The sequence below is a fragment of the Ralstonia chuxiongensis genome (assembly GCF_024158925.1).
Lineage (GTDB): Bacteria > Pseudomonadota > Gammaproteobacteria > Burkholderiales > Burkholderiaceae > Ralstonia > Ralstonia chuxiongensis.
This window is the reverse complement of the sequence record NZ_JAMYWC010000001.1, coordinates 871,711-894,573: the sequence shown is the minus strand read 5'-3', so window position 1 is coordinate 894,573 and position 22,863 is coordinate 871,711. Positions and strand designations below refer to the sequence as shown.

At 63.9% G+C, this 22,863-nt stretch carries 25 protein-coding genes and 1 riboswitch; of the genes, 19 read left to right on the top strand and 6 right to left on the bottom strand.

Annotation, left to right across the window (positions count from 1 at the left end):
- Positions 1-33 precede the first annotated feature (33 nt).
- Complete coding sequence (locus NKG59_RS03850; RefSeq protein WP_253535424.1) at positions 34-1,116, bottom strand: calcium:cation antiporter; 1,083 nt, start codon at positions 1,114-1,116, stop codon at positions 34-36.
- Positions 1,117-1,240: 124 nt separating this feature from the next.
- On the bottom strand, positions 1,241-2,095 hold the full coding sequence (locus NKG59_RS03845) for a spherulation-specific family 4 protein (protein WP_045205437.1): 855 nt from the start codon (positions 2,093-2,095) through the stop codon (positions 1,241-1,243).
- Between the two features lie 62 nt (positions 2,096-2,157).
- A riboswitch (cyclic di-GMP riboswitch) is annotated at positions 2,158-2,238 on the bottom strand.
- 313 nt (positions 2,239-2,551) lie between these two features.
- Between NKG59_RS03845 and NKG59_RS03840 the strand changes: the two genes are divergently transcribed.
- Together NKG59_RS03840 and NKG59_RS03835 are read left to right on the top strand one after the other, a co-directional pair.
- Complete coding sequence (locus NKG59_RS03840; protein ID WP_092974869.1) at positions 2,552-3,007, top strand: hypothetical protein; 456 nt, start codon at positions 2,552-2,554, stop codon at positions 3,005-3,007.
- 126 nt (positions 3,008-3,133) lie between these two features.
- The gene (locus NKG59_RS03835) at positions 3,134-3,772 is read left to right on the top strand and encodes a LysE family translocator (RefSeq protein WP_024978243.1); all 639 of its coding nucleotides are present in this window, start codon (positions 3,134-3,136) and stop codon (positions 3,770-3,772) included.
- Positions 3,773-3,803: 31 nt separating this feature from the next.
- Here the strand turns inward: NKG59_RS03835 and NKG59_RS03830 are convergent, their stop codons facing one another.
- Entirely contained in the window at positions 3,804-4,697 is an 894-nt protein-coding gene (locus NKG59_RS03830) for a LysR family transcriptional regulator (RefSeq protein ID WP_253535423.1), read from the bottom strand.
- 86 nt (positions 4,698-4,783) lie between these two features.
- Between NKG59_RS03830 and NKG59_RS03825 the strand changes: the two genes are divergently transcribed.
- From NKG59_RS03825 to NKG59_RS03805, 5 genes are all read left to right on the top strand, one after another.
- Positions 4,784-5,560, top strand: coding sequence for an NAD(P)H-dependent oxidoreductase (locus NKG59_RS03825; protein WP_253535422.1), 777 nt, complete (start codon positions 4,784-4,786; stop codon positions 5,558-5,560).
- A gap of 109 nt (positions 5,561-5,669) precedes the next feature.
- The gene (locus NKG59_RS03820) at positions 5,670-6,452 is read left to right on the top strand and encodes a sulfite exporter TauE/SafE family protein (protein WP_253535421.1); all 783 of its coding nucleotides are present in this window, start codon (positions 5,670-5,672) and stop codon (positions 6,450-6,452) included.
- A gap of 33 nt (positions 6,453-6,485) precedes the next feature.
- Positions 6,486-6,881 carry a carboxymuconolactone decarboxylase family protein gene (locus NKG59_RS03815; protein WP_253535419.1) on the top strand — a complete coding sequence of 132 codons (396 nt, stop codon included), beginning with the start codon at positions 6,486-6,488 and terminating at the stop codon, positions 6,879-6,881.
- A 146-nt stretch (positions 6,882-7,027) separates the two neighbouring features.
- Positions 7,028-7,360: a hypothetical protein gene (locus NKG59_RS03810; RefSeq protein ID WP_253535417.1), complete on the top strand. Its 333-nt coding sequence runs from the start codon at positions 7,028-7,030 to the stop codon at positions 7,358-7,360.
- A 12-nt stretch (positions 7,361-7,372) separates the two neighbouring features.
- Positions 7,373-8,182, top strand: a complete 810-nt coding sequence (locus tag NKG59_RS03805) for an alpha/beta fold hydrolase (RefSeq protein ID WP_253535415.1) — start codon at positions 7,373-7,375, stop codon at positions 8,180-8,182.
- Positions 8,183-8,323: 141 nt separating this feature from the next.
- On the opposite strand, the gene NKG59_RS03800 is transcribed toward NKG59_RS03805, so the two are convergent.
- Positions 8,324-8,827, bottom strand: coding sequence for an acyl-CoA thioesterase (locus NKG59_RS03800; RefSeq protein WP_045205430.1), 504 nt, complete (start codon positions 8,825-8,827; stop codon positions 8,324-8,326).
- 172 nt (positions 8,828-8,999) lie between these two features.
- Here NKG59_RS03800 and NKG59_RS03795 point away from each other — a divergent pair, with 172 nt between their 5' ends.
- The 11 genes from NKG59_RS03795 to NKG59_RS03745 all read left to right on the top strand — a co-directional run bounded on the left by NKG59_RS03795 (position 9,000) and on the right by NKG59_RS03745 (position 18,285).
- Complete coding sequence (locus tag NKG59_RS03795; protein WP_253535412.1) at positions 9,000-9,395, top strand: DUF2946 family protein; 396 nt, start codon at positions 9,000-9,002, stop codon at positions 9,393-9,395.
- Positions 9,396-9,491: 96 nt separating this feature from the next.
- Entirely contained in the window at positions 9,492-9,833 is a 342-nt protein-coding gene (locus NKG59_RS03790; RefSeq protein ID WP_253535410.1) for a hypothetical protein, read from the top strand.
- 8 nt (positions 9,834-9,841) lie between these two features.
- Complete coding sequence (locus tag NKG59_RS03785) at positions 9,842-11,251, top strand: TolC family protein (protein ID WP_253535408.1); 1,410 nt, start codon at positions 9,842-9,844, stop codon at positions 11,249-11,251.
- Between the two features lie 2 nt (positions 11,252-11,253).
- Positions 11,254-12,552: a copper oxidase gene (locus NKG59_RS03780; RefSeq protein WP_024978253.1), complete on the top strand. Its 1,299-nt coding sequence runs from the start codon at positions 11,254-11,256 to the stop codon at positions 12,550-12,552.
- Positions 12,553-12,588: 36 nt separating this feature from the next.
- Positions 12,589-13,077 (top strand): cupredoxin domain-containing protein, encoded by a 489-nt coding sequence (locus tag NKG59_RS03775; RefSeq protein WP_253535406.1) that lies wholly within the window; start codon positions 12,589-12,591, stop codon positions 13,075-13,077.
- A gap of 33 nt (positions 13,078-13,110) precedes the next feature.
- Positions 13,111-13,431, top strand: coding sequence for a copper-binding protein (locus NKG59_RS03770; RefSeq protein ID WP_253535404.1), 321 nt, complete (start codon positions 13,111-13,113; stop codon positions 13,429-13,431).
- A gap of 391 nt (positions 13,432-13,822) precedes the next feature.
- A complete protein-coding gene (locus tag NKG59_RS03765) occupies positions 13,823-14,830 on the top strand; it encodes a glycosyl transferase family 90 (protein WP_253535402.1) in 1,008 nt (335 codons plus the stop codon).
- A gap of 136 nt (positions 14,831-14,966) precedes the next feature.
- Positions 14,967-15,758, top strand: coding sequence for a phytanoyl-CoA dioxygenase family protein (locus tag NKG59_RS03760; protein WP_253535400.1), 792 nt, complete (start codon positions 14,967-14,969; stop codon positions 15,756-15,758).
- A 98-nt stretch (positions 15,759-15,856) separates the two neighbouring features.
- On the top strand, positions 15,857-16,078 hold the full coding sequence (locus NKG59_RS03755; RefSeq protein WP_253535398.1) for a hypothetical protein: 222 nt from the start codon (positions 15,857-15,859) through the stop codon (positions 16,076-16,078).
- Positions 16,079-16,298: 220 nt separating this feature from the next.
- Positions 16,299-16,739: a DUF2141 domain-containing protein gene (locus NKG59_RS03750; RefSeq protein WP_253535396.1), complete on the top strand. Its 441-nt coding sequence runs from the start codon at positions 16,299-16,301 to the stop codon at positions 16,737-16,739.
- A 19-nt stretch (positions 16,740-16,758) separates the two neighbouring features.
- Complete coding sequence (locus NKG59_RS03745) at positions 16,759-18,285, top strand: carotenoid oxygenase family protein (RefSeq protein ID WP_253535394.1); 1,527 nt, start codon at positions 16,759-16,761, stop codon at positions 18,283-18,285.
- A 12-nt stretch (positions 18,286-18,297) separates the two neighbouring features.
- Here the strand turns inward: NKG59_RS03745 and NKG59_RS03740 are convergent, their stop codons facing one another.
- A complete protein-coding gene (locus NKG59_RS03740) occupies positions 18,298-19,932 on the bottom strand; it encodes a M20/M25/M40 family metallo-hydrolase (RefSeq protein WP_253535392.1) in 1,635 nt (544 codons plus the stop codon).
- 66 nt (positions 19,933-19,998) lie between these two features.
- Here NKG59_RS03740 and NKG59_RS03735 point away from each other — a divergent pair, with 66 nt between their 5' ends.
- Positions 19,999-20,916, top strand: coding sequence for a LysR family transcriptional regulator (locus NKG59_RS03735; protein WP_253535382.1), 918 nt, complete (start codon positions 19,999-20,001; stop codon positions 20,914-20,916).
- A 16-nt stretch (positions 20,917-20,932) separates the two neighbouring features.
- Here NKG59_RS03735 and NKG59_RS03730 read toward each other — a convergent pair whose 3' ends face one another.
- Positions 20,933-22,414 carry an AMP nucleosidase gene (locus NKG59_RS03730; RefSeq protein WP_092975103.1) on the bottom strand — a complete coding sequence of 494 codons (1,482 nt, stop codon included), beginning with the start codon at positions 22,412-22,414 and terminating at the stop codon, positions 20,933-20,935.
- Between the last annotated feature and the right edge of the window lie 449 nt (positions 22,415-22,863).

Sequence of the window (22,863 nt, the reverse complement as noted above, 5' to 3'; positions counted from 1 at the left end):
CCCCAAACATCAACCCGCTACCGTGCGTGCCGCTCAGGGCACGATCGATAGAAACAGATACGACGCAAAGATGGCCAGATGCACGACCCCTTGCAGGATGGTTGTGCGGCCCTTGCCGAGCGTGAGCGACGACACGATCAGCGTCAGGAACAGCAGGACCATTTCCTTCGGGCCCAGACCCAGTTCGAGCGGGCGGCCGATCCAGATGAACACGGCCGCCACCGTCGGGATGGTCAGGCCGATACTCGCTAGCGCCGAGCCCAGTGCGAGGTTCAGGCTTGTCTGGATGCGGTCTGCATTGGCGGCGCGCAGGGCGGCCAGGCATTCCGGCAACAGCACCAGCGCGGCGATGACGATGCCGACCGTCGCGGGGGGCGCGCCTGCGTTCAGGATGGCGGCTTCCACCGAAGGCGACAGCACCTTGGCCAGACCGACGACGGCCACCAGCGACACCATCAGCAAGACCCCGCTGAGCGCCGCGACGCGTGCGGGCGGCGGCGGGGCGTGTACGTCTTCGTTGGCACTGTCGACGAGAAAGTAGTCGCGGTGGCGGATGGTCTGCACGATGACGAAGCAGCCGTACAGCACCAGCGATGTCACCCCGGCAAAGGCCAGCTGCGACGAGGTCATGACAGGCCCCGGCGTGGAACTCGTGTAGTTGGGCAGCACCATGGTCAGCGTGACGAGCGCGGCCAGCACGGCCAGCGCGGCGGTGGCGCCCGGCGCCTGGAAGGCTTGCTCACGATGACGCAGGCCGCCTACGAAGAGGCAAGCGCCCACGATACCGTTGCAGATGAGCATGACCGCCGCAAACACGGTGTCGCGGGCCAATCCCGCTTTCTCTGGACCGGAAGAGAGCATCACCGAGACGATCAGCGCGACTTCGATCACGGTCACGGCAATCGCCAGGACGAGCGTGCCGAAGGGCTCGCCCACCTTGTGCGCGACGACTTCGGCGTGGTGGACGGCGGCAAAGACGGCGCCGGCCAGCGCAAGCGCCATCAGCGCGATCAGCCAGCCTGGGGGCGTCATGAACGCGCCACCAACCAACACCACCCACGCCAGCAGCGGGGCAGCGATTGTCCACGGGGGCAGCTTGTTGGAAGACAGGGCCACGGAGTTCTCCTTGTTGTTGCCTCAACGCCGGCGGGCGGCGAAGGGTAGGGATGCGATGTGGCCCGAATATAAAGCATGTGCGGAGCATCAGCCCGCACATGCGGCGCGCGTCACGCCAATGCCGTTACGGGGCAACCGCTACGGCAGATACCTCCTGGCTCCAGTAGGTTGGCAGCGCGCCGTACGGATTCGGCAGCGTCTTGTTTGTGATGAACACGGCGGCAGCGCCCTTGCTCGATGCGTTGCGAACGAAGGTTTGCATCTGCGTGGCCGACGCGGCGTAGACGATGTGCGCAAACCGCGCAGTCGGATAGTTGGCCTGCCACGCCAGGGGCGCATAGTTGGCGTAGTGCTTGGCGTTGTCTTCAAATACGACGAGCTGGTCGGCCACCGGCAGGCTGGCATAGATCTCCGGCACATTGGTGCCCGGGTTGCCCGTAACCGTGTAGTTGGGCGACAGCCCCTTGATGTAGTTGTAGACCGATTGGTAGAACTGGATGTGCGCGGTTGTGCTGTCGGCGGTCATCTCGTCGATGAAGAAGCCGTCGACCTGATACAGCGCCTGGTAGGTGTTGATGTCTTGCACCACCGCCGACAACGACCGGTTGGTGTACGAGCTGGACACATACCCGATCACCTTGCCGCCAGCGGCATGCACCTTGGCGACGGCGGCAACGTAATTGGCATCCTGCGTCGTGCCAGGGCCGCTGTTCGGGTTGAGGATGACCGTGGTCGGCACCGACGCTGCCGCTGTGGCCAGCGAACTCCACTGCGTGGCACCCGTGCCCGACGGATAGATGTAGGACGGCACAAGCAGCCCTTCAGCGCTGGCATGCGGTGCACCCATCAGCGCGCCCGACACCAGGGCGAAAGCCGCACATGCGGCGCGCGCCAACCTGCGTTTTGCGTTGCCCAGTTGCGATGCCACGGCCAGCGTGGCGGATGCGGGCGAACGCCCCCCCGTTTGAATCATTTTCATTATGTGCCCCCGACCGCGCGGTTCGTTGCGTGTGTCATCAGGCCCGCCCCGTTTGCGGGTTGGCAGGCAACTGGCTGACTTCGTCTAGAGAAGTCCCTGTAGCTTTGCGTCGCCGGATCACTCCGGTTTTGCCCAGACCTCTGGGTCTGAACCCATTGGGGAAAGACTCTACCGGGGCCGCGCCAGCCCGGCAAACTGAGATTGCGCAAACGGCGCGGCTGCCGCATGAAGCGTTGTCGGGACCCCACGCTGCGCGCTGCCATGGCAATCAACCATCGACGCCAATGAAGCACGGACGTCTGGCCGCCATTCCTCCCATGCCGCGTTTCCCCTGACTTGCGCCAGAACCTCTGGTGCATTCCGCCGCCGTAGAGCCCGCCCGTATCGTCAGTCCACGCAGCGCTACCGGTTGCCGCTGTGTTTTTTGTCCACGTATCTGACTGAGGAGAACCTGCAATGAACATCCGCTCGAATGTGCTTGTCATCCGTATCGTGCTGTTGGCGGTGGTGTCCCTGATCGCGTCGCTGGCGGCCACGGCCGCGTTGGCTGCGCCGCCCGCGACCGTCGCAACATGCGACGGCATCAAGGATGCGTACCCAATTCTCGGCACGCAGTGCGCCAATCAGTACGCCAAGATCAACCACGCGCCCGCCACAGCCGCTGAGCGGCGCGAGACGTACGCTGCACGGATCGCGGTTTTGGAGATCTTCCGCAAGGCGCTCCTGTGCAACGGCATGTACAACGCATCGAAATCGGCGCAGCAGCGCTTTTCAAGCGGCGAAGCTGGCCACCTCCAGGCCCTGGCGCTTCTGAACGCGGCAATGACGGGTGCTGGCGACCCGAACGTGCCGGCGCTCTACACCGCCGCCGACTTGAATGACGTGTCGATCAACAAGCAGCAGTGCAAGTAAGGGCAGCGTGGGCGGCGGCAGAGGTGTCGCCGCTGCCTTGCCACCCAGGCCGACGCTGGCCCCGTCGGCGTGGCAGAATCGCGGTCTGCATTTGTGAACCTCTGCGCCCACAAAAGGAGACTCTCGATGACTGCATCTGCCGCCGTATTTGCCATTCTCGTCGCGCTGTTGCTGGGCGCGATGATTCCCGGGCCGAGTTTTGTGCTGGTGGCGCGCAATGCCATCGGGTTGTCGCGCCGCGACGGCTTGGCCACTGCACTTGGCATGGGCGCCGGCGCCCTGTTCTTCGGCGGCCTGGCCTTGGCGGGGCTTTACACGTTGCTGCAAGCCGTGGAGTGGCTCTACATCGGCCTCAAAATTGCCGGCGGCGCGTATTTGACCTACATGGCGTGGAAGATCTGGCGCGGCGCCAAGCTGCCCATGGTGATGGACGATCGCCTGACGCAGCAAGCCGGCAGCGCGCGCAAGTCGTTCTGGACCGGCATCACCACGCAGATGAGCAATCCCAAGACGGCCATCTGGTACGGCAGTATCTTTGCCGCGCTGCTGCCGCAGCATCCGCCGGTGTGGTGCTACTTCGTGCTGCCGCCGCTGGTGTTCCTGGTCGAGTTCGGGTGGTACACCATCGTCGCGCTGTGTTTTTCGAGCCGGGTGCCGCGTGAGATGTACCTGCGTGCCAAGACCTGGGTCGATCGCGTGGCGGCCGTGGCGATCGGTGCGCTCGGGCTGCGTCTGATCTTCACTGCACCCAAGGTCGGGCTGTAGTTCTTTCCGTGATGGCGTTGGGGGCGGCCGGCTAGACCGCTCCCGCAATCACGTCTCGCAGCCACTGGTGCCCTGGGTCTCGATGCATGCGCTCATGCCAGAGCATCGACATCTCATAGCCGGGCACGTCCACCGGCGGTTCAACCACCTGCAGTGCACTGGCCCCGCGCACCAGCCGCTCGGGCAGCATGGCGACCATGTCAGTGCTGGCGACCGCCGTCATCACAAAAAGGAAGTGCGGGACCGACAGCACCACGCGCCGGGTGGCACCGGCTGCCTTCAGGGCTTCGTCTGTCACGCCGAAGAAGCCACCGCCGTCGGGCGACACGATCACGTGATCCAGCATGCAGAACTGCGCCAGCGTCGGCTTGCGCTTCAGGCGCGGATGCCCAGCGCGGCCGATTAGCACATAGCGTTCAGTGAATAGCGCACGACGGCGCAGGCCGGGTGGTGCGCCGTCTGTGGTGTGGAACGCGAGATCGATCTCCCCTTGCTCGGCTTGCTTTTCGATACGCGTGGGCACCAGTTCCAGCATAGCGAGCCGTGTGCCCGGCGCGCTTGTGCGCAGGGTGTTCAGCGCCGGCAGCGCGATGGTGGATTCGCCGTAATCCGTGGCGGCCACGCGCCAGGTGTTGGTGGCTTGGGCCGGGTCGAACGGGCTGGCGGGCGCGACGGCCTGCTCCAGCGCTTCCAGCGCCAGCCGCAGCGGTTCGCGCAAGCTTTCAGCGCGGGCGGTTGGGCGCATGCCGCGCGGGCCCGGCAGCAGCAGCGGATCACCAAAGATGTCGCGCAACTTGGCCAGATGCACGCTCACAGAAGGCTGCGAGAAGTTCAGCCGCTCTGCCGCACGTGTGACGTTGTGCTCGGTCAGCAGCACATCGAGCGTCACCAGCAGGTTCAGGTCCAACCGCCTGAGATTATTCATGGCTATGCCTGGAATATTGATAATTTATTTCCAATATACCTGGACGCGCCGCATTCTTGAGCCATTCCTTATTTGGAGTTGCCACCATGAATGTCCTGATCGTCTACGCCCATCCCGAACCCAAGTCGCTCAACGGCGCCCTCAAGGACTTTGCCGTCCAGCGTCTGGAAGGCGCCGGTCACGCCGTGCAGGTATCGGACTTGTACGCCATGCAATGGAAGGCCGCGCTGGATGCGAGCGACAGCACTGTCGGGCCGATCGGTCCGCATTTCCACCCGTCGTTGGATTCCAAGCACGCGTTCGAGAATGGCCTGCAAGCCGCCGACATTGCTGCCGAACAAGCCAAGCTGCAATGGGCCGGCGCCGTGATCCTGCAGTTTCCGTTGTGGTGGTTTTCGATGCCGGCCATCCTCAAGGGCTGGGTCGAGCGCGTCTATGCGTATGGCTTTGCCTATGGCGTTGGCGAGCACTCCGACACCCACTGGGGTGACCGCTACGGCGAAGGCAAGCTCGCCGGCAAACGCGCCATGCTGATCGTCACCACGGGCGGCTGGGAGTCGCACTACAGCCCGCGCGGCATCAACGGCCCGATCGACGACATCTTGTTCCCGATCCAGCACGGCATCCTGTACTACCCCGGTTTTGATGTGGTGCCGCCATTCGTGAGCTACCGCACCGGCCGCATGGACGAGGCACGCTTTGCGCAGACCACCCAGTCGCTGGGCGAGCGGCTCGACACCTTGTTCACCGCCGCGCCGATCCCGTTCCGCCAGCAGAATGCCGGTGAATACGAGATCCCGGCGCTCACGCTGCGGGCCGAGATCGCTCCCGAGAAATCAGGCTTCGCTGCGCATCTCGCCTAGACCTTGCCCGGCGCGGCAAGCGCTACAATTTCACGCTCATTTTCGGCGGCGCGCTGTAGCAGATACAGCGCGCCGCCGCGTTTCTTTCTGCTTCCTTCTTCTTGTCGGCATGACGTCTCACGCGGTTCTTACGGGCCTGATCAATTTGCTGCTCGGTATGGGTCTCGGCGTGGCAGGCGGTTTGCTCGGCATCGGCGGCGGGCTGATCGCCATTCCTGTGCTCGGTTATCTGTACGGGATGGACCAGCACCTCGCGCAGGGCACTGCGCTGGTGATGATTGCGCCCAATGTGCTCATCGGCTTCTGGCGGTATCACCAGCGGCATCCGGTGCATCTGCGCTCCGTCGCGCTGATCTGCGTGTTCTCGATGGCGGCGACCTACGTTGCTGCGCGCTTTGCTGCCGGACTGGACGCGCATCTGCTGCATACGGCGTTTGCGGTATTCCTGATCATGCTGGCGGTGTACTTTGCCTCGCAGCTCAAAGAGAAGCCGAATGCCGGTGATGCCGCGCACGCTGCCCCACATGCCATGCCGGCCGCCGCGCTGCCATTGATGGGCATCGCCAGCGGCGCAATGTCGGGCATCTTCACGGTGGGCGGTGGGCTGGTGGTGGTGCCGGCGCTGGTGACGTTCTTCGGCATGCCGCAGACACGCGCCCAGGGCATGGCGCTCGCACTGGTGGTGCCGGGCTCGCTGATCGCACTTGCCACGTATGCGCATGCCGGCCATGTGGATTGGGGAACGGGCATTCCGCTGGCAGCCGGCGGTATTGTCAGCGTGTCGTGGGGTGTGGCCTTGGCGTATCGATTTTCAGCGCGACGTTTGCGGCTGGCGTTCTGCGCAGTGCTGCTGGGTACGGCGCTGATGATGTTCCTGGTCAAGCCAGCCTGATCGACGTGATTTTTCAAAACGGAGGAGAGCATCGTGTCGGAACAAGACAAGCAGGCCGGGCGCGCACGCCGCGCACAGGTGATGGGCGACGCATTTGTTGAACGTGCGATGAGCGGATTGGATGCGTTCTCGGCACCGCTGCAGGATTGGCTCAACGAGCATGCCTGGGGCAGCACGTGGCAGCGTGACGGCATCGACCTCAAGACGCGCAGCCTTTGCACGTGCGCCATGCTTGCCGCGCTTGGCCGCAGCACTGAACTGAAGGGCCATGTGCGCGGCGCCATCAACAACGGCGCAACGGCAGTGGAGATCCGCGAAGTGCTGCTGCATAGCGCTATCTATGCCGGCGCGCCGGCGGCCATCGAGGCGTTTCGTTCGGCCCGTGAGGTGCTCAATGAGCTGGGTATCCAAATCGAAGAGGCGCGGTAGTCGGGGCTGGGTCTTCGGCTTGTGCTTCGGCTTGTGTTAACGGGCTTAACACAAGTTGCACGGCCTGAGCGGCTTCCCTATTCTCGCGGGGGCATGCAGGTGGCGTAGTCGCACGGCGCTGGCCAACCCATCCCTCGGAACTCCTCATGTCTCAAGACCTCAAGACCCGCCTGGGCGGTGTGCTGGTGCTCATCACTGGCGCGGTGATCGGCTGGTTCTTCATCCTCGGCCCGCTGCACCAGGCGCAGGCGGGCGCGCCTACGGTGCGCTACTCGCTCAAGGCGATGGTGCTGGTGCCGGCTTGCCTGGTGTTCGGACTGGCGTTTCTGGTGGGCGGCGATAAGCTGGCCTACCGTGATGCCGAACGCAAACGCCTCACGCCGCTTGGCTGGGGGCTCGTGGCCATCTTTGCGGCCGCCGCAGCGCTCTGTTACTGGTGGTTCAAGCAGCAGTTTTCTGCGCTTGGCTACGGCGGCTGATACCTGATCGACATGAGCGCCTCCGACGACGATCTGACACGCTTTGCCGCCCACGGTGCTGGACCGCTGCCGGCCGCCGTTGCGCAAGGCCATGTCGAGCACGACGGCGCCCACATCTGGTATGCGAGCTTTGGCGTCGGCAGGCCTGTGATCCTGCTGCATGGCGGGCTCGGCCATAGCGGCAATTGGGGCTATCAGGTTCCGGCACTCATTAGTGCGGGCTACAGGCCCATCGTCATTGATAGCCGTGGGCACGGCCGCAGCACCCGCGACGCACAGCCTTACGCCTACACGCGCATGGCATCCGACGTGCGGGCTGTCATGGATGCGCTGCGTATCGACCGCGCCGCCTTCATTGGTTGGAGCGACGGTGCTTGCGTTGCGCTCACCCTGGCCATGCAGACGCCGGAACGCGCGGCGGGTGTGTTCTTCTTTGGTTGCAACATGGACCCAAGCGGCGCCAAGCCCTTTGAGTCCACGCCCGTCATCGACCGCTGTTTTGCGCGCCACCGAAAGGATTACACCGCGCTGTCATCCACACCCGACGACTTTGATGCATTTGTCGCGGCTGTCACCGAAATGATGCAGACGCAGCCGAATGCAACAGCCGAAGAGCTTGCTGCCACCCGGGTGCCGGTGACCATCGTGCAGAGCGAGCACGACGAATTCATCCGGCCCGAGCACGCGCAGTATCTCGCGCGGACCATCCCTGAAGCGCAGTTTGTGTTGCTGCCCGGTGTGAGCCATTTCGCGCCATTGCAGCGACCGGCATTGTTCAACGACGCCGTGCTGGCGTTTCTGCACGGGCTTCCTCAGCCGTAGGTCGCGTGGAGGTCGAGCGCGTTTGCGCAACACCGGCACGGCGCGTTATCCACAGAAACAGTGGGTAAGCCTGTGGATAACGATGCCCGATCGCGATACCACGCGGTTCGCAGTCCTTTGCTGACTGCGTAGGCAGGCAGCTCAGTTGCTCGAAACTGGCGTGCTGTAGGTTGCCTTGATTGCCTTGTGCCGTGCTTCCATTTCCTGACGCAGCGTGCGGCGCTGCTGCGCGGCTTCGAAGCGTTCCTTTTCTTCGGTGTTGGCGGGCGCCAGCGGCGGCACGTCGGCCGGTCTGCCTTCGTCATCCACCGCCACCATCGTGAAGTAGCAGCTGTTGGTATGGCGCACGACCTGGTTGCGGATGTTCTCCGTCACAACCTTGATACCGATTTCCATCGACGTGCGGCCGGTGTAGTTGACCGACGCGAGGAACGTTACCAGCTCTCCCACGTGAATTGGCTGGCGAAACACCACCTGGTCCACCGACAGCGTCACGACATAGCGGCCGGCGTAGCGGCTCGCGCACGCATACGCAACCTGATCGAGAAACTTGAGGATGTGGCCGCCGTGTACGTTGCCGGAAAAATTGGCCATGTCGGGCGTCATCAGCACGGTCATGCTGAGCTGGTGGGATTGCGTATTCATGGGGGCGTTGATGCTGGAATGATGGGAAAGCAGTGCGCGCAGAAATGGGTACGCAGCAGGCCGCCATTGTGCCGCGCTCGACTCATCTTGTGCTGCGTCGCGCGAAATTTGATGGCATCGCGCTACACTACCGGTTTCCGCAGCAAACGATTTTCAGCCCGTCCTGTCTTCCATGCACCGATTGCTGACCCGCCTCCTGCTCTGGCTGGTTGTCCTGGCACTGCCCCTGCAAGGGTTTGCCGCGACGACCATGATGGCGCGCGGCGGTGCAATGGACGATGCGATGGTTGCCATGGCAATGCCGGATGACGGCGCCGTCATGTCCGACGCGTGCCATGAGCACGAAGACGCCATGGCTGCCGACAGCGAGCCGAAAGCGCCGGCGCAGTCGCACTGCAAGACCTGCCCGATCTGCGCGACCTGTTCGCTCGGGTCGGTGGTTCCCCTGGCCGCCAGCCTTGGCGTGCCGCTGATCAAGCTGCCGGCCGCTGCGCCGCGCGGCCTTGCTGTTTCCTTCCGCAGCTTCATTCCCGAAGCGCTGCAACGTCCACCCTCGATTCGCGTTTGACGCCACCAGTCCGTCCATAGAACGGGCTGGCCTCTGGTTCTGCGGCTCCGTGCACCACACGCGGCCGTACGTCATCACGCTTGATCGAGGTTTCTCATGCTTTCCACACGATGGTTCTTGGCCGCCGCACTGCTGACGCTGGCGCCGCCATGGGTTTTGGCGCAGGGCGCAGCGTCTGCGCCAGCGGCATCTCCGCCTGATCCACTGAATGCGGGAGCGGCTGTGCCGGCTGTAGCCGCGCCGCGCACATTCGACAGCTACCACGCGTATCGCGATACCGGCCCCGCACCCTGGCGCGAGACCAACGCTGCCGTGAGTCCCAAGTCAGACGCTTCTGCGGAAGGCGGCCACGCAGGGCACGCCATGCCAGCGAGCGCACCAGCCGCCACCTCCAACAAGCCTGCCGGCGGGTCCATGCCCGGCATGCACCACCACTAGGAGGCGCTGTGCTCAAACCATCCACACGCAGCCTCGCCCTGTGCGCGCTGGCCGCCACGCTGCTGCTGGGCGGCTGCGCCACCATCACGCAAGACAGCGGCTTCAAGACCGTTGCCGATGTGGCGCGCGATAGGCTCGGCAAAGACGCCACGTGGCAGCGTTCACCAGAAGCCCGCGACAGCGCCGCGCAGCGCACGCGCGAGCTGCTCGCCCAGCCGCTGACGATGGACAGCGCCGTGCAGATCGCGTTGCTGAACAACCGTGGCCTGCAGGCTTCATATGCGGAGTTGGGCTTGTCCGAAGCCGCGCTCGTGCAGGCCAGCCGCTTGCCGAATCCCGGCTTCAGTTTCAAACGCACGCGCAGTGGTGATGACCTGTCGATCGAGCGCACGTTCTCGCTGTCGTTCCTGAACCTGCTGACGCTGCCGATGGCCACGCGCATCGAAAGCCGTTACTTCGAGCAGACCAAGCTGCTGGTCGCCAACCAGATGCTGCAGGTGGCAGCCGATACGCGCCGCGCATACGTCAATGCAGTGGCGGCGGAGCAATCCGCGCGCTATGCGGAGCAGGTTCAGCAAGCCGCCGAAGCCGGTGCCGAATTCGCCAAGCGCTTGGCTTCGGCCGGCAACTTCAGCAAGCTTGATCGTGCACGAGAACAAGCCTTCTATGCGGAAGCCACTGCCAACCTTGCGCGCACGCGTCAGCAGGCGCAGGCGGAGCGCGAGGCGTTGATCCGCATGCTTGGTGTGTGGGGCGCGGATACCGGCTTCAAGTTGCCGGAGCGGCTGCCCGACCTGCCGAAGGATCGCCCCGAGCTGCAGCAGATCGAGGCCTACGCGCTGCGCAACCGGCTCGACATCCAGGCGGGCAAGTTGCAGGTCGAGGGCTTGGCGTCGTCGCTGGGGCTCACACAGGCAACGCGCTTTATCAACGTGCTCGACCTCGGTTACGTGCGCAACAGCAAATCCAATGAGCCACGCGAAACGGGCTACGAGATCGGCATCGAGATCCCGCTGTTCGACTGGGGCGGCGCCCGCGTAGCGCGTGCGCAGTCGATCTACATGCAGGCCGCCGATCAGCTTGCCGACACGGCGGTGCGTGCGCGTTCCGAAGTGCGCGAATCGTACGTGCGCTATCAGACGGCATATGACCTCAGCCGCCACTACCGCGACGAGGTGGTGCCGCTGCGCAAGACCATCTCCGACGAGATGCTGCTGCGCTACAACGGCATGCTCGTGAGCGTGTTCGAGCTGTTGGCCGATGCGCGCGAGCAGGTGAATGCCGTCAACGGCTATATCGACGCGCTGCGCGGCTACTGGATTGCGCAGACCGATCTGCAGATGGCGCTGGGCGGCAAGTTGCCGCTGGCTGAAGCAAACGCGACAGCGCCTGCGCCCAATTCTCCTGAAGGACACTGAACATGGTTTCCCGACGTCAATTTCTCGGCGGCACGGGCGCGGCCATGCTGGGCGCGGCGATGGTCTCGCGTGCCGGCGCTGCCTCGCTGCCTGAAGCGCCGCTGCAATCGAAGCCCGCCACACAGCCGCCGCTCGCGCCGCCCAACGGCCGGCCCTACAACCCCGTCGTCACGCTCAACGGCTGGACGCTGCCGTGGCGCATGCGTGGCGGCTGGAAGGAGTTCCACCTCGTGGCCGAACCGGTCGAGCGCGAGTTTGCGCCCGGCATGACGGGCCACCTGTGGGGCTACAACGGCCAGAGCCCCGGCCCGACGATCGAATGTGTGGAAGGCGATCGTGTGCGCATCTTCGTCACCAACAAGCTGCCCGAGCACACCACGGTGCACTGGCACGGCATGATCCTGCCCGCCGGCATGGACGGTGTGGGCGGCCTCTCGCAGCCGCACATCCCGCCAGGCAAGACCTTCGTCTACGAGTTCGAGATGAAGAAGTCCGGCACCTTCATGTACCACCCGCATTCCGATGAGATGGTGCAGATGGCGATGGGCATGATGGGCTTTATCGTCGTGCACCCGAAAGACCCTGCGCAGCACCGTGTGGACCGCGACTTTGTCTTCCTGCTCGCCGCGTACGACATCGACCCCGGGTCATACACGCCGCGCGTGGCCCAGATGACCGACTTCAACATGTGGACGTGGAACAGCCGCGTCTTCCCCGGCATCGACCCCTTGCCCGTACGCCTTGGCGATCGCGTGCGCATCCGCATGGGCAACCTCACGATGACGAACCACCCGATGCACCTGCATGGCCACACCTTCGAAGTGGCCGGCACCGACGGCGGCTGGGTGCAGCCCAGCGCGCGCTGGCCGGAGGTGACGACGGACATTGCCGTGGGCCAGATGCGTGCCATCGAGTTCATCGCCGACAACCCTGGCGATTGGGCCTTTCATTGCCACAAGTCGCACCACACGATGAACGCCATGGGGCACAACGTGCCGACCATGATCGGCGTGCAGCAGAAGGATCTCGCCAAGAAGATGAACGCGCTGGTGCCCGACTACATGGGCATGGGCCAGGCCGGCATGGCCGACATGGGCGAGATGGAAATGCCGTTGCCCGACAACACGCTGCCGATGATGACGGGGCAGGGCCCATTCGGTGCCATCGAAATGGGCGGCATGTTCACGGTGATGAAGGTGCGTCGCGATCTGCCGCGCAACAGCTATGCAGACCCCGGCTGGTACAAGCACCCCAAGGGCACCGTCGCCTACGAATACACCGGCAGCGGCATCGACGACTGAGCGATGCCTGAATCCACACCCAATACGAGAACCAACATGCAACGCAATCCGATCCGCTCCACCTTCCTGGCCGCGCTGATGTCGATGGCCGCCATCGCTCACGCATCCGGCAGTCACGCCGGCGGGCATGACCATGGCGACGCAGCCATCGGCGAACCCGGCGACGCTGCCCACATCACCCGCACCGTGCGCGTCGACATGGCCGACACCATGCGCTTCACGCCCGCGCAGATCACAGTGCAGCGCGGCGAGACCATCCGCTTCGAGGTCGTCAACAGCGGCCAGGTGCGGCACGAGATGACGCTTGGCACGCCGGCTGACCTCCTCGCCCACGCCGAACAGATGCGCAGGCACCCCGAGATGGAGCACGCCGACGGCAACGCCGTCACCGTTGACCCAGGCCAGCGCGGTGAGATCGTCTGGCACTTCACGCGCACCGGCTCCGTCGATTTTGCTTGTCTGCAACCCGGACATTTCGAAGCCGGCATGCACGGCGCCGTGCAGGTGCGCGGCAACAAATCCTGATACCCAACCCCGTCTTTGAACAAGGAGCCCAACATGTTTCGTTACGCCCTGATGCTGACCGTGCTGCTGGCCGGTGCACCGTTTGTTCACGCGGCCGAAGATGCCGCTTCCGCCCCTGCGGCTACCGCTGCCGCCCCGATGTCAGAAGGTGAGATCAAGAAGATCGACACCGCTGCGGGCAAGCTGACCATCAAGCACGGCCCGCTTGAGAATCTCGGTATGGAACCCATGACGATGGTGTTTCGAGTCCAGGACCCGGCCATGCTCACCAAAGTGCACGTTGGCAGCAAAGTGCGCTTTGTCGCCGAGAAGGTGAGCGGCGCATTGACCGTGACGGCGTTGGACGTGCAATAACGCGAGGGCCGGGGTCTTCTGTCTGCCCGCTCCGTCAATGCAGTGCCCGAGGCCGACATGGTTCGTCGGCCTCGGACGACGGCAAAGTGTTACGTCATGACAACAGCCAAGCTGTGGCAAACGAGACCACGACCGAAGCGGCCGGCGCGGCGCCAAGAAACGCAATGAGCGGCAAGATACTTACGGTAAAGTGAGGGCCGCCGCGAATGCGAGGGGCAAACGGGGTCGAGGCGCTGTCCTGCGGTGATGGGAGATGCGCGATCGGCCGCCACGTGTGTCAGCGGCGAGCAGAAGTGGATCGTATGCCACTTGAATCTGCGTGTAGGGGGCTGGAACATTTCGCTCGAGAGGCGACACCCCGGGTTTAAATTTTCGCGGCATCTTTTGGTTCATGCGTCATTTCAAATACCGCTTGAGCAGAGTCTCTGCAAAAAAATTCTGGTATTACTTTTCGAATGCTTCGAGCCATTTTCTGGCGGGCGCCACAAAGAACGGGAGAGCCGAGGCTCTCCTGAAAAGAAAAGGCGGCCACAGTGGCATGCAGGACGTCATCGATCGACTGAGTTATTACAACTCGGTTTCGGAGTCATTCGACCCGAGCCGCAATGCCGTGGAGTATTCGAATTTCTTGTTGAAATCCTCGACAAGCACCGTCGTCGACAAGGATTGTGAAATAGGAAGCACCTATTTTTATGATCTTGTCGACTTGATGGACTATTTTGGTCCGGGCTACCGCTTTGACTACGACTGCGGCGACGTGACTGCCGAGCCGACCCATCCGGCATTCGTGAAAAGCCGTCCCATCAAGAGCAGCTCCCATAATGGGATTCTCTTGAAATTGGACGCCATCCGGCATTTTTCGCTGGCACGCGACAAGATCGATTTCCACGACAAGAAGCCTATGGCGGTTTTTCGGGGCCCGTGCCATCAGGAACATCGCAAAGCGTTTGTCGAGCGCTGTCACGACTTGGCAAACGTTGACATTGGCGATACTCGAAAATCGGAACTTGGGAAGGCGACCTACAAGTCACCGATGACGATTGCCGAGCAACTGCAATATAAGTTCATCGTGAGCGTCGAGGGGAACGACGTTGCCACGAACCTCAAATGGATCATGTCCTCCAACTCGCTTTGCTTCATGCGGCGGCCTCGATATGAGACATGGTTCATGGAGGGCAGGTTGATTCCGGATGTGCATTATGTTTTGCTGAAGGACGATTATTCGGACCTCCAGGAGAAAATGGAACATTACCGGAAGCACCCTGGCGATGCACTGGCGATCGTGCGCAACGCCAATCGATGGGTGGCGCAATTCATGAACCGAGACCAGGAACGCCTGCTCGGCCTGATGGTGATCGCAAAATACTTCCGGTTGTCGGGCCAACAGGCGTTTTGGTAGAGCTTTAGTGAAGCCCGACCAGGACAACGCGCATTGCGTTTGATCCTGAGCAGGCCAGCCGTGGGGCGGGTCTGCAACGCATACGGCAGCGCGTTACACTCGTTGTCTTTCGCCGTCTCCGTACGCTCTTTCCACCATGTCCGCGTCTGCCCCCACCGCCACCCACGCCCGCCCGCTTTCCGACGAGCAGCAAGCCTTTTTCAAGGAGCACGGCTACGTCGTGTTGCGCGGCTTCGTCAGCCAGCAAGTGAGCGCCGCGTTGCTTGCGGCTGCGCAGGACGGACTGGCCCGCGCTGAAGCGCCGGTGGAACTGGAAACCGACGTCGGCTATGCCGGGGCACCCGTCTCGCGCGACGCCGAGGGGGGGCAGACCGTGCGCCGCCTGCTCGACGCCGATTCACGCGGCACGCCTTATACGGAATGGGCGCGCGACCCGCGCGTGGCCGGCGCGATTGCCCAACTGATTGGTAGCCCCGTGCATCTTTCTCTCGCGCACCATAACTGCGTGATGACAAAGCACCCCGCGTTTGGCACCGCCACGCATTGGCACCGCGACAGCCGCTACTGGTCGTTCGCACGCAACGAGCTGGTGTCGTCGTGGCTGGCCCTGGTGGAAGAGACGGTCGACAACGGCTGCCTGTGGGTGATCCCCGGCAGTCACACGCTTGACCTGCCCGCCGACCGGTTCGACGCCAAGCTGTTCCTGCGCCAGGAGCTGCCAGAAAACCGTGCGCTGATCGACACCGCGCGCCCTGTGCCGCTGCTGCCCGGCGACGTGCTCCTCTTCCATTGCAACACCTTCCACGCAGCCCGCGCCAACCAGACGGGCGCCGTCAAGTTCTCGGCGGTGTTTACGTACTACGGCCCCGATAATCATCCGCTGCCTGGCACGCGCTCGTCTGCGCGGCCCGATCCGCTGGTCGGTTGAGGTGCGCCCTCCCCCATTTGTAGGTGAGCGGCGGACAGATTTGTGTCACGGGCCTTTGTTAAGGTGGAGTCCCAACGATCACGAACGGGGGAACCACAATGGCGATTCAGGAAGTGACACATGGAGCGCATGTCATCGTCGTTGATCCGCTGCAACGCGACGATCATCGGTGGACGGCCCGTTTCCAGGTCTGTTGCGCCGGCAACATCGTGTGTGACTGGGAAGACGTTGAGATGCCCGAGGGCTTCATCTCCGCCCAGCTTGCCTTGAGTGCGAGCGTGCTGCTGGCCGAGCACCGCTTGTCTAGCCTGCCGCATTAGCACGACCCACAAAACGCCCGCCGACCCCGCGGGCGTTTTAGTCAGTACCTCTGGCGTGATCCCTTCAAGCTGCTGTGATGCGTTCATCGCCCGCAAGCGCTCGTTTGCGCCGCGGCATTCGCGCTTCGTCGCATCCGCGCTGACTGCCACGAAGTCTGCGCCTACATTGCCTCCTGACCGCCGGCCTGCCAACGCCGCGCCGGCCACTCAGGAGACGTTCATGACTGCCATGTTTTCTCTGCCGCGCCTTGCGCTGGCCCTGACGCTGACAGCACTTGCCGCAAGTGCCTCAGCCGCCACGCTGACTGTGGTGGTGGAGGGCGCGCAAGGGCGCCAAGGCGCGGTGCGTGCGGCGATGTTCCGCGACGCCGCGGGCTGGCTCAAGGCCGATTCGGCCATCCGGGCTGACATCGCTGCGCTCGATAGCGTGTCCGGCGCAAGCGTCACCTTCGTGTATCCGGACTTGCCGGCGGGGCGCTATGCGTTGTCGGTCTTCCATGACGCGAACAACGACGCCAAGCTCGGCACCAACCCAGCTGGCATTCTCATCGAGCCTTACGGTTTTAGCCGCGATGCCCGCGGCCGCTTCGGCCCGCCCGCATTTGACGATGCCGCCATCGACGTGCAGGGCGACCAGCGCGTGACGATTCACTTGCATTGATGTTGAGCGAGGCCCCGTCATGCAACGCCGATCCTTCATTGCGGCCTTGGGCGCCGCACCGTTTGGCTTGACCCTGACCGATGTAATGGCCGCCACCCCGGACCCATGGGCTGCGGGGTTTGCAGCGGCGCGCGCGCAGTATCCGTGGCTGGCGGGTTACCAGGGCGTCAGCGCCGACATGCCGACTCGCGCGCTGCGGGTGGAAGGCAGGTTCCCGCCCGCGTTGCACGGCGCGTTCTACCGAAATGGCCCCGCGCGGCATGAGATCGGCGGCGTGCGTTATCACCACCTGTTTGATGGCGACGGCATGATCCAGCGATACGACATCAGCGAGCAGGGCGTGACGCACCGCGGCGTGTTTGTGCGCACTGACAAGTTTGTCGCCGACACCGCCGCCGGCCGGCCGTTGCGTGCGACATTCGGCACCGCCAACCCCGGCATGGAGCCGGTCGCTTCGCCCGACAGCATCAACGTGGCCAACACCAGCCTGGTGATGCATGGCGACGAGATGCTCGCGCTGTGGGAAGGTGGCTCGGCCACGCGTGTCGATCCGGATTCACTGCGCACGCTGGGTGTGCAGACCTGGCGCGACGACTACAAGGGCATGCCGTTTTCCGCCCATCCCAAGGTCGAATCCGACGGCACGCTATGGAATTTTGGCGTGAGCAGCGCGGCCGGTCTGCTGACCGTCTACTGCGTGGGCCCGGACGGTGCGCTCAAGCGTGTGGAAACGCTCAAGGTGCCGGACGTGGCGATGGTGCACGACTTTGCCGTGACGCAGCGCCACCTGGTGTTTCTGCTGCCGCCGTTCGTGTACGACGTGGAACGCTCGCGCGCAGGCATGTCGTTTCTGGATTCCCATGTCTGGCGGCCGGAGCTGGGCATGCGTGTGCTCGTGCTAGACAAGGACGATGTCACGCGCATGCGCTGGCTGCAGTTGCCGGCGGGCTTCGTCTTCCATCTGGGCAACGCGTGGTCGTCACCGGATGGGCTGGAGGTCCATCTCGATTACATCCGCTCGGACGATGCCGCGGTCGTCACCACGTCGCTGCGTGAATTGATGCGTGGGCAGATTCGTCCGTCGCCCGGCGCTCGCCTTACGCAAGTGCAGTTGAACCTGCGCACTGGCCGCGCCGAGCAGTTCAGCACCGAGCATGTAGCCGAATTCCCGAAGATCGACACACGCCGCACGGCGCAGCGCCATCACGCGTTGTTCATGGTGGCCCACACGGCGCCTGCGTCCAGCGGCAGCCCGCAGTCGCTCAACGGCTTCGACACCGTCATGCGCGTGGATACGGATTCCGGGCATGTGCAGCAGTACCGTTTTGGGCACCGCACGTTGGTGGAGGAGCACGTGTTCGTGCCGACCTCGGCCAGTGCCCGTGAAGGCGAGGGCTGGCTGATCGGCACGGTATTCGATGTGGACGCCGGCTGCACCAGATTGACGGCGTTCGATGCACAGAATGTTTCTGCGGGGCCCGTCGCCATGGCAAGCCTGAGCGGCGTGGCGCCGCTCGGGCTGCATGGGCTGTTTCGCGCGGCTTAACCGTAGTGCGTGTCAGAGCGGGTGCGTCAGCAGGCCGTAGATCGTGCGCACGCCGCTCACGTAGTTGCCCATCCGGAGGTTCTCGTTAGCAGCGTGCTGATTGTTATCGGCATTGACCAGCGGAATGATCGCGAACGGCACCTGCAGCACGCCAACGATTTCTGCGGTGGGCACGGTCCCGCCCATCATGCGGATGCGGACGGGCGCCGGGTTGGCACCAAACGTGTCGGTCAGGGATTTGTAGGCCCATGTGCCTACTGCCGAGTCGATCGGTGAGCCCGCAGCGTCTGCGCCCTCGCTCTGATACGTGAAGGTGGCCAGTTTGTCGTAACGGCTGCGCTCTTCGTCGGTCGGGGCGTTCTTGACGAGGTGGTAGCCCTGGTGCTCGACGTGCTGCTCGATCAGCTTGCCGAGGTAGGCCGCGCTGGAGTCTGGCGTGGTTCGCAGGTCGAGCTCTGCGACGGCCTTGTCGGGCACGATGTTCGCCACCTTGTCGCCCACGGCCGCAGAGGCCATGCCGCGCACGTTCAATGACGGGTACTGCATCGCCTCCTGGTAATTGGCGCCGACCTTGTCGGCATGCGCAATGCCCAGGCGCTTGTTGAGCGCTGCCTGGTCGTCGGGCACGGCCGCCATGATCTTGCGGTCAGCGTCGCTGATCTTCACGTGGTCGTAATAGCCCGGCACCGTCACCCGGCCCTCGTCGTTCTTCATCGATGCCAGCAGGTTGGCCAACTGCTGGGCCGGGTTGCGGGCGTAGTTGCCGTAGTGCCCGCTGTGCAGCGGCACCTTGCCGCCATAGACGGTCAACCGGGCTTCGGCCGCGCCGCGGTTGCCAAAGACCAGGGTTGGCCGGTTGCTCGCGTGCATGGGGCCGTCGTGGATGACGATGGCGTCGCAGCGCAGCAGCTCGCGGTTTGCCTGCATCACCTTGCTGATCGACGGCGAGCCCTTTTCTTCCTCGCTGTCGAGAATGATCTTGATGTTGACGGCAGGCTGAGTGCCGCTGGCCTTCAGTGCGTCAATGGCGGCCAGCATCATCATGATCGGGCCTTTGTCGTCGGCGGACGAACGGCCGAATACACGCCATTCCGGATCGAGCGGGCCGCTGAACAACTGCGCCGAGTCGATCTCTTCCCAGTTGCCCTGAGCGGTCTTGTGCTTGAGCACGGGTGTCCACGGGCTCTTCTGTGCCCACTGCGCGGGAATCACGGGCTGGCCGTCGAGGTGCATGTAGAACAGCACCGTTTTGCGGGCAGCGTCCGGGTTCGGCATTTCGGCATAGAGCATCGGCTTGCCGTTGTTGGCCAATTGCTTTGTCGTGAAGCCGCGCTTGCGGAATGCCTGCTCCAGCCAGTCGACATTCTTGCGGACGTCCTCTGGCGCGATGGCGTCGTTGGGCAGGGAGAGCAGTTGAAAGTATTCGCGGTACGTTGCTTGCGCATGGCGTTCGGCGTCTGCCGCAGAGAGTTCGGCGGCACCGGCCAAGCTGGCGGCACCCAACATGAGAGCCGGCACCAGCGCGCGAAGGCGATGGGATGCGCGGGGCGAGGCAGGTTGACGGGCTGCGAGCTGAAGGGGCATCTGGACACTCCGCTGGTCGAACAGTTCCGGGTGAGTCTGCGCATACCACACCCTTTTGACCATTAGAATTTTCTTGGGATATCTTTGCGTTTTGTGCAAAGCAAAAGGGCTCCCGCGCCTACGTCGCTCATGTCATCTCATCGCCTGCAGGAGACGTCCCTCCGCTATTTTCTCGAGGTTGTGCGCACTGGCTCGTTGACGGAGGCGGCCGCGCGCCTGCACGTCAGCGCATCGGCCATCAGCCGGCAAGTGGCCATGCTTGAAGAGCTTCTGGGCGTGCCGCTGTTCGAGCGGCAACCGCGCGGCATGCGGCCCAGCGCAGCAGGCGAGCTGCTTGCCGCGCACGCGCTGCGCGGGGCGCTGGAGGCAGAGCGCGTGGTCTCGGATATTCAAGGCCTGCAAGGGCTGCAGCGCGGGCGCGTGCGCATTGCGTGCTCCGATGGGTTTGCGATTGAGTTTGTGCCACGCGCCATCGTGGCGTTTCGCGAGCGGCATCCGGGCATTCAGTTCGACCTGCGCGCCGAAGAGCCGATGCGCGTGACAGAGGCCGTCTTGCGTGGCGATGTGGATATCAGCTTGACCTATAGCCGCGCTGCCGTGCACGGCATTCGCGTGGCGTATCAGCAGCGTGGCTCGGTGTTTGCCATCATGCGGCCCGACCACCCGCTGGCGAAGTTCAGCAGCGTGACGCTGGCGCAGATGCACCCATTTCCAATTGCGCTTTCGGGGCCGGACAACACGGTGCGCCAGCTGTTCGACATGGGCTGCAGTCAACGCGGGCTGGTGTTCGAGCCGGTGCTGGTCAGCAACCGCTTCGATGGGCTGTTGAGTTTCGTGCTGCAAGGCGGCGGCTTGGGCATCGCTGGGGAAATCACGGTGCGCGAGCGCGTGCAGCGGGGTGAGCTGCATGCCGCGGAGATTCGCGAGCGCGGCATGCGTGGGCGGACAGTGGAACTGCAGACCCTGGCGGGCCGAACCTTGCCCGAGGTGGTGCGGGTTTTTCTGGACTTCCTGCGCGAAGCGCTGCCGGAGCAGCGCCCGCACTAACCCGCACTAACCCGCGCTATCGGAACGCGGGCTCGTCAAAGCTGCGCAGCTTGCGCGAGTGCAGCGCTTCAACGCCGCTTTCGCGCAACAGGCGCACGGCTTCCATGCCGATGTCCAAGTGCTGGCTCACGCGCTGGCGATAGAACAGGTTGGCCATGCCGCGCAGCTTCAGCTCGCCGTGCAGCGGCTTATCCGACACGCACAGCAGGGTGCCGTAGGGCACGCGCAGACGGAAGCCGTTGGCGGCAATGGTCGCGCTTTCCATGTCGATGGCAATGGCGCGCGACTGGTTGAAGCGGCTGTATAGCGCCTGGTACTTCAGCTCCCAGTTGCGGTCGTCGGTGGAGACCACCGTGCCGGTGCGCATGCGCGATTTCATATCGGCGCCCGAGAGCCCCGTGATGCGCGCCACAGCCTCCTGCAGCGCCACCTGAATCTCGGCGATGGGCGGTACGGGCACCCATGGCGGCAGGTCCTGGTCGAGCACATGGTCGTCGCGCACATAGGCGTGCGCGAGCACGTAATCGCCCAACTGCTGCGAACGGCGCAGGCCGCCGCAATGGCCGATCATCATCCAGCAGTGCGGTCGCAGCACGGCCAGATGGTCGGTGATGGTCTTGGCGTTGGACGGGCCCACGCCGATGTTCACCAGTGTCACGCCCAGGCGGTCTTCGCGCACCAGGTGGTAGGCGGGCATCTGCGGCAGGCCCTTGATGCGGTGCGAGTCGTCCGGCGCCGGTGTGCCGAGTTCGTGTTCGGTGTCGCCGGGCTCGACAAAGCGGATGTAGCCTTCGTCGTTGCCGTCTTCCATCAGCTTGCGGCCGAGGGCGGCAAACTCATCGACATAGCGTTGGTAGTTGGTGAACAGCACGAAGCGCTGGAAGTGCTTCGGGTGCGTGGCGGTGTAGTGGTACAGGCGCTGCAGAGCCAGGTCGACCCGCTCGGCGGTGAACATCGACAGCGGCTGCGGTTCGTCGCCGATGGGGCGGTATGTGCCGTTGGCAATGGAGTCGTCAATCTGTGCGAGGTCGGGCAGCGTAAACGCACCGCCCAGCGCGCGCGCCTGTTCCGGCGTGATGTCCACCGTGGACGCTTCGACCACGAAGGGCAGCGGAATCGGCCGGTTGCTCACACCCACCACGACGGGGCTGTTGTGATAGTGCAGCAGCCGTTCGATCTGCACGCGGTAGTAATCACGGAAGAGGTCCGGCCGCGTGAGCGTCGTGCCGTACACGCCCGGATACGCCACCGTGCCCCACGCCGGCCGCGCGTCGCTCACCAGCGTTTTCGGGTCGACAGTGATGCCGAGGTAGGGGTAGCAGGCGGAGAGGTCTTCGCTGCAATCCTCGCCACGCGCAAAGGCGTGGAAACGATCGCGGATCGCTTGCGCAGAGCGCTCGTAGATGGCGGTAATGCGCTCGACGGCGGTGTTGGCGTCGGTGCAGATCGCCAGGTCGTGCGCAGGATAGAGATGGGCGGTGGCGCGGGTATCGGTCATGTGTTCGATGATACCGACGTTTTGTGAAGCCAAGATAGCGGTGTCGCTCAAGTCACGGCATCTGAAACGGGACGTTCGCGCCAGCGCAAAAACGTTGCCCGTCGGCCCGTGGCTGGGTTGTCCGGCGGGCTTGACGGCACCTCTTTGGGCGACGCTCCAATCCCTCGCTGCATAGCGGGAAAACGCAGGACGGCCACCGCGCCCAATACCCAAAAACACGGTGCGCGGGACACCTCCGCGCTTTTCGGCAGTCCAGCGTGTGGGTGATCCCAACGCCGCGCAAACGAATTCGTCGACAGCTCGATACGTCCCTCTCAGCACGCGCAGGCCGCGCCATGCGCCGCAAAGCCGCACGGGCCTTCAGTTTTTACATTTCCTGCCGATGGGAGGGGGAGGTGATCGGGTGCGCACCACGCAGCCAATCACACGGCAACAGTGCCCGATACACT